The sequence below is a fragment of the Streptomyces geranii genome, from assembly GCF_002954775.1.
GTDB classification, from domain to species: domain Bacteria; phylum Actinomycetota; class Actinomycetes; order Streptomycetales; family Streptomycetaceae; genus Streptomyces; species Streptomyces geranii.
This window is the reverse complement of the sequence record NZ_PJME01000029.1, coordinates 118,531-124,880: the sequence shown is the minus strand read 5'-3', so window position 1 is coordinate 124,880 and position 6,350 is coordinate 118,531. Positions and strand designations below refer to the sequence as shown.

The 6,350-nt window shown below is 70.5% G+C and carries 5 protein-coding genes; 1 reads left to right on the top strand and 4 read right to left on the bottom strand.

All coding sequences use genetic code 11. From position 1 onward, the window contains the following. Positions 1 to 368: 368 nt before the first annotated feature. Complete coding sequence (locus CW359_RS28765) at positions 369 to 1,187, top strand: SURF1 family protein (protein ID WP_105973082.1); 819 nt, start codon at positions 369 to 371, stop codon at positions 1,185 to 1,187. Positions 1,188 to 1,241: 54 nt separating this feature from the next. Here the strand turns inward: CW359_RS28765 and CW359_RS28760 are convergent, their stop codons facing one another. From CW359_RS28760 to CW359_RS28745, 4 genes are all read right to left on the bottom strand, one after another. Continuing rightward, positions 1,242 to 2,291: a hypothetical protein gene (locus tag CW359_RS28760; protein ID WP_105973081.1), complete on the bottom strand. Its 1,050-nt coding sequence runs from the start codon at positions 2,289 to 2,291 to the stop codon at positions 1,242 to 1,244. A gap of 548 nt (positions 2,292 to 2,839) precedes the next feature. Next, a complete protein-coding gene (locus CW359_RS28755) occupies positions 2,840 to 3,415 on the bottom strand; it encodes a SigE family RNA polymerase sigma factor (RefSeq protein WP_105973080.1) in 576 nt (191 codons plus the stop codon). A gap of 430 nt (positions 3,416 to 3,845) precedes the next feature. Further along, positions 3,846 to 4,904 (bottom strand): aspartate-semialdehyde dehydrogenase, encoded by a 1,059-nt coding sequence (locus CW359_RS28750; protein ID WP_105973079.1) that lies wholly within the window; start codon positions 4,902 to 4,904, stop codon positions 3,846 to 3,848. Then, positions 4,904 to 6,193 carry an aspartate kinase gene (locus CW359_RS28745; protein WP_105973078.1) on the bottom strand — a complete coding sequence of 430 codons (1,290 nt, stop codon included), beginning with the start codon at positions 6,191 to 6,193 and terminating at the stop codon, positions 4,904 to 4,906. Before CW359_RS28745 ends, CW359_RS28750 begins: the two co-directional genes overlap by 1 nt. Between the last annotated feature and the right edge of the window lie 157 nt (positions 6,194 to 6,350).

Below are 6,350 nucleotides of genomic sequence, written 5' to 3'. Positions count from 1 at the left end.
CGTGGGCGGAGCCCGGGTCCGTGGGCGGAGCCCGGGTCCGTGGGCGGAGCCCGGGTCCGTGGGTGAAGCCCGGGTGGGTGTGGGTGGGCGAAGCCCGGGTGGGTGTGAGTGGGCGAAGACCGGGTCCGTGGGCGGGACGGTCGGCCTGAACGGCCTCGTCCTCAAACGCCGGACGGGCTGGGGGCTGACCGGCGCTTGGAAAGTGCCGCCCTGTGCTGGAGGAGCCTCCGACCCCCGCTGGTGAGTCGGCAGTAAACGGGTGGGTGGGTGGGAAACAGAGCTGTGCTGCAGCGGGCGGCGCAGTTCTGATGCCCGGTAAGCCAGCCCCGCGGCCCCACCCCCTGCCCCCGCCCCGTACCGTGGAACCCGTGTACCGGTTCCTGCTGACGCCCCGCTGGTGGGGGATCAACGTCTTCGTGCTGCTCGCCATCCCCTTCTGTGTGTTCATGGGGTCCTGGCAGCTGAGCCGGTTCGAGGACCGCGTCCAGGATCACCGGACCGCCACCGAAGAGGTCACCGCCGAGAAGCGGGAAGCCGCACGGCCGCTCGCGGAGTTGCTGCCCGTCGACAAGAAGACCTCCGGCGACCGGGTCACCGTCAGCGGGCGGTACGGGACGCAGTTGCTCGTCCCGGGGCGCCAGCTCGACGACCGTGACGGGTTCTACGTACTCACCCTGCTGCGCACCGACGAGGGCGCCGGCAAGGCCGTACCCGTCGTGCGGGGCTGGCTGCCCGGCGCCGCCGACCCGGCCAAGGCCCCCGCCCCGCCCACCGGCGAGGTCACCGTCACCGGCGCGCTCCAGGCGTCCGAGACCCCGGGGTCCAACGGCGTCAGCGCGGCCGGTGGTCTCCCCGCCGGGCAGACCGGTGCGATCAGCGCGGCCTCGCTGGTCAACCTCGTACCGTACGACCTGTACGACGCCTGGGTCACCCTCGACAAGGGCGACTCGGGGATGAAGGCCGTACCGGCGACCGCGCCCGCCGACACCGGGCTGGACCTGAAGGCGTTCCAGAACCTCGGGTACACCGGTGAGTGGTTCGTCTTCGCGGGCTTCGTCGTCTTCATGTGGTTCCGGCTGGTGCGCCGCGAGGTGGAGTTCGCGCGGGACGCCGAACTCGGCCTCTCCCCCGCCCCCGCTCCCGCTCCCGTCGAGGAGCCCGCGCGTGAAGGCGTCAGCGCCTCCTGACGGGCTTCCCCATGAGCCTCCTGACGGGCTTTCCCATCACGCGCTCTCAGACCTTCAGGTCTGCTCCGCCATCACGCCTGTCCGGTACACCGTTCCCGCGCACGCGTTCGACACCGTCGCCGACACCGTCGGTGAGCCCGCCTCCGCCGTGTAGGACACCGCCACGCTGCCGTCGGCCACCGTGTCCTCCGTGAGCAGCTGGGTGGTGCTGCCGGAGTCGCCGCCCGTGGAGGTGGTCGTACCCGAGTCGGTGCTCGCGCTCGGGGTGGGCGAGGGCGAGGCCGACGGAGAGCCCGTACTGCCGCCGTCTGTCGTGCCTGTCGTGGGGCACGTCTCCGAGGGGACCCAGGCGAACTGCACCGTGTACGCCGCGCCGGGCGCCAGTACGAGTCCGCTGACCGAGGCGGACGGGTCGGGCAGGCCGCCTGCCGCGTCGCCCGCCGAGTGGTCGGCGAGGCCCACCTTCGACTGGTCGGCGGCGCCCTGCGCGAGCGGGGTGACGGTGCCGGAGCCGTCGACCGTACAGCTGGCGCTGGAGACGTTGACGACGCGGAAGGTGCCGTAGACCGTGCCGGTGGCGTCGGCGTCGCCGACCGAGCCGGTGGCCGAGCCCAGCTGGGTGGCGTCGCAGGCGGGTGTCGTCACGGAGCTGGCCGTGGGGCCGTCGCTGCCGGTCGTACTGCCGCTGCCGCCGCCCTTGTCGGGGTTGGTCTCGCCGCTCGTGGGGCTGCTCGACGGCTTGTCCTTCACCGTGCCGGAGTTGCCCCCCGCGGTGCTCTCACCGCCGTCCGGGCCCTTGCCGTTGTCCTGGTCGCCCTCGGTCTGCGAGCCGTGGCCCGCGTTGACGGAGGGGCCGGCCTCGGAGCCGGTGACGTTCGAGACCAGCACGGCCGGGATGGCCGTACCGATGAACAGCGCGGCGGCGGCCATGCCGATCGCGGCGTGGCGCTTGCGGGCCCGTCGGGCGGGTACCGCGCGGCGAAGATGCTCCAGCACGGCGTCGGTGGGTTCGATCCCGCCCACTGCCTGCTGCATCATCCTGCGCAGTGCCAGCTCGTCCGAGTCGAGCCCGTCCAGGCTCTGGTCGTCGGGGCCGTGATTCACAGTTCCGTTCCCAGCGTGCGATTGCTTGTGCTCTTGCTCGTGACGGCCGGGTCGATCGACACCGACCGGCCAACTCCCGTTGGTCCGGGCCCCGTTGAGAGGAACTCTACCGGCCCGGAACTCCTCGGTCCGGAAACCGTCGCTCCACGAACCATCACGTCCACGCCCATCACGCCCATCGCTCCCACCGTCACCCGACGGAAATCCGTCGACGTGTGCGGGATCACCGGCGGGCCCGTGATCATCGACGGGCGCGGTGTCACTGCCGGCATGCGCGGGATCGCCGACCTGCGCGGGATCACCGGCCTGAGGCCGCACGTCAGCCTGAGGCTGTTCGTCAGCCTGAGACCGCTCGTCAGCCCGAGGCTGCTCGCCGTCCGGCACCCGCGTCTCGCCCGGCTCCGCCCGGCCGTCGTCGGCCTGCGACTGGCCGTCGCCCGACGCCCAGCCCTTGCTCCACGCCGGACCCCTGCCCCGCGCTCGACCGTCGCCCGACTCCGGACCCCGCGCAGGCTCCTGATCCCGCTCCTGATCCCGCTCCCGCCCGCTCATACCGGCTCCTCCATGGCGATGCGCAGCGCCGCGATTCCGCGGGAGCCGTACGCCTTCACCGAGCCCAACGAGATGCCCAGGGCGTCCGCGACCTGGGCCTCGGTCATGTCCGAGAAGTAGCGCAGGACGAGGACCTCGCGCTGGCGGCGCTGGAGGCCCTTCATCGCCTTGATGAGGGAGTCGCGCTCCAGCAGGTCGTACGCGCCCTCCTCCGCGCTCGCCATGTCCGGCATCGGCTTGGAGAGGAGCTTGAGGCCGAGGATGCGGCGGCGCAGGGCCGAGCGGGAGAGGTTCACCACCGTCTGGCGGAGGTAGGCGAGCGTCTTCTCCGGGTCACGGACGCGTTTGCGGGCCGAGTGGACCCGTATGAACGCCTCCTGGACGACGTCCTCGCAGGACGCGGTGTCGTCGAGGAGCAGGGCCGCGAGGCCGAGGAGGGAGCGGTAGTGGGCGCGGTACGTCTCGGTCAGGTGATCGACCGTCGTCCCCGCAACCGCGCCCTCGTCCGTGCCGTCGCGCTGGTTGGGTATGCGGGTCGGCCGCGCCGCGGGCATCGGCGCGATCACCGGCATGCCGCCGGGCGTACCGAGCCCGCGGGGTCGGCGGAGCGGACGCAGGGCTGTGCCGCGCGTCGCCGCTGTGAAGTCGAGTACCTCTGCTGCCACGCATGTTGGACACGCCTCACCCCGTCAGGGTTGTACGCATCCGGCATCACTTTTGCGTCATCCGACACAGCCACCCTCATGCGTCCCGCTCTTCCCCTAAATCCATGATGACCGCGCGTCCCCACGCACAGCCACGGCGTCCCCACGTCCGGAAGGGCGACCGCAAAGACGCTGCCCGCCCCCCGCGCGGTTGCGGGGGACGGGCAGCAATTCTTCGGTTCTTGCCGCACTCACATGGATCCTACAAACGTTTTCTGCCATCGCCAGAGTGATTTTCGTCAAGATCAACTGACAATCGCCTGGCCATCCGTTTCGTCGGGGTCCGGTCAGAGGCCGCTCAGGACAGTTCCGCCGCCACCAGCTCGGCGATCTGTGCCGTATTGAGCGCCGACCCCTTGCGCAGGTTGTCCCCGCACACAAACAGCTCCAGCGCGGTCGGGTCGTCCAGCGCCCGCCGCACCCGGCCGACCCAGGTCGGGTCCGTGCCGACGACGTCCACCGGGGTCGGGAACTCCCCCGCCTCCGGGTTGTCGTACAGGACGACCCCGGGTGCGGTCGCGATGATCTCGCGCGCCCCGGCCACCGTGACCTCGCCCTGGAAGCGGGCGTGGACGGTCAGCGCGTGCGCCGTGACGACCGGGACACGTACGCAGGTCACGGCCACGGGGAGCTTCGGCAGCCCGAGGATCTTGCGGGACTCGTCCCGGATCTGCATCTCGTCCGACGACCAACCGTCCGCCCGTGGCGTTCCTGCCCACGGTACGACGTTCAGCGCGACCGGCTCCGGGAACGGCCCCGTCCCGTCGCCCACCGCCCGGCGTACGTCTCCGGGGCTGGTCCCCAGTTCCGTACCGGCGACCATCGACAACTGCCGGCGCAGGGTGTCCACGCCGGCCCGGCCGACCCCGCTCACCGCCTGGTACGAGGACACCACCAGCTCGCGCAGCCCGAACTCGGCGTGCAGCGCCCCCAGCGCGACGATCATCGACAGGGTCGTGCAGTGCGGGTTGGCGATGATGCCGCGCGGGCGCTGCCGTACGGCGTGCGGGTTGACCTCGGGGACGACGAGGGGGACCTCGGGGTCCATGCGGAAGGCGCCCGAGTTGTCGACGACGACCACGCCCTTGGCCGCGGCGATCGGCGCCCAGTGCTCCGCGACCTCGTCGGGTACGTCGAACATGGCGACGTCGACGCCGTCGAAGGCCTGCTCCGACAGCGCCACGACCTCGACCTCCTCGCCGCGCACGGCCAGCTTGCGGCCGGCCGAGCGCGGGGAGGCGATCAGACGGATCTCGCCCCAGATGTCGGCGTGCTGGGACAGGATCCTGAGCATGACCGTGCCGACGGCGCCGGTCGCCCCCACGACGGCGAGCGTCGGCCCTACCGGGTTGGCCATCAGCGGCCGGTGCCTCCGTAGACGACGGCTTCGTCGCTGTCGGAGTCGAGGCCGAAGGCGCTGTGCACGGCGCGGACGGCTCCGGGGACGTCGTCCTGGCGGGTGACCACCGAGATGCGGATCTCGGAGGTCGAGATCAGCTCGATGTTCACGCCCGCGTCGGACAGCGCCTGGAAGAAGGAGGCGGTGACCCCGGGGTTGGTCTTCATCCCCGCGCCGACCAGCGAGATCTTGCCGATCTGGTCGTCGTAGCGCAGCGACTCGAAGCCGATGCCGCCCTTCGCCTTCTCCAGGGCGTCGATGGCCTTGCGGCCCTCCGACTTGGGGAGGGTGAAGGAGATGTCCGTCAGGCCCGTCGACGCCGCCGACACGTTCTGCACGATCATGTCGATGTTGATCTCGGCGTCCGCGATCGCGCGGAAGATCACCGCGGCCTCGCCCGGCTTGTCCGGGACGCCGACGACCGTGATCTTGGCTTCGGAGACGTCATGGGCGACTCCGGAGATGATGGCGTGCTCCACCTGCTGGTCCCCTTGCGACTCGGGCTTCTCTGGCTTCTCGTTGCTGACCCAGGTGCCCGGCAGTCCCGAGAAGGACGAGCGGACGTGGATCGGGATGTCGTAACGCCTGGCGTACTCCACACAGCGGTGGAGCAGCACCTTGGAGCCGGAGGCGGCCAGTTCCAGCATGTCCTCGGAGGAGATCCAGTCGATCTTCCGGGCCTTCTTCACCACGCGCGGGTCGGCGGTGAACACACCGTCGACGTCCGTGTAGATCTCGCACACCTCGGCGTTCAGGGCGGCGGCGAGCGCCACGGCCGTGGTGTCGGAACCACCACGCCCCAGCGTGGTGATGTCCTTCTTGTCCTGGCTGACGCCCTGGAACCCGGCGACGATGGCGATGTTGCCCTCGTCGAGCGCGGTCCGGATCCGGCCCGGCGTGACGTCGATGATCCGGGCTTTGTTGTGGACCGAGTCGGTGATGACACCTGCCTGGCTGCCGGTGAAGCTCTGGGCCTCGTGACCCAGGTTCTTGATCGCCATGGCAAGCAGCGCCATGGAGATCCGCTCTCCGGCGGTCAGCAGCATGTCGAACTCACGCCCGGCAGGCATCGGAGACACCTGCTCGGCGAGATCGATCAGCTCGTCCGTCGTGTCGCCCATCGCGGAAACGACCACGACCACCTGGTGGCCGTTCTTCTTCGCTTCCACGATTCGCTTGGCGACACGCTTGATGCCCTCGGCATCGGCTACGGATGAGCCTCCGTACTTCTGCACGACAAGGCCCACGTGCACTCCTCGCTCAGTCCGTCTGCGGTCGGCTCAGTTTAACGAGCGGCCGAAATCCCCTTACCGGGTATCGCATGGTGAGATGTCCCGCTCATCATGACGATCACCACGGCGTTCGCCGGGGATCTTCGGCCGCTCGAACGGGCTCCTGCCCATC

Excerpts from the sequence above, each read along its gene's own strand:
- CW359_RS28755 (WP_105973080.1), bottom strand. The coding sequence starts at position 3,415 with ATGCCGGTGATCGCGCCGATGCCCGCGGCGCGGCCGACCCGCATACCC.
- CW359_RS28750 (WP_105973079.1), bottom strand. The coding sequence starts at position 4,904 with ATGGCCAACCCGGTAGGGCCGACGCTCGCCGTCGTGGGGGCGACCGGC.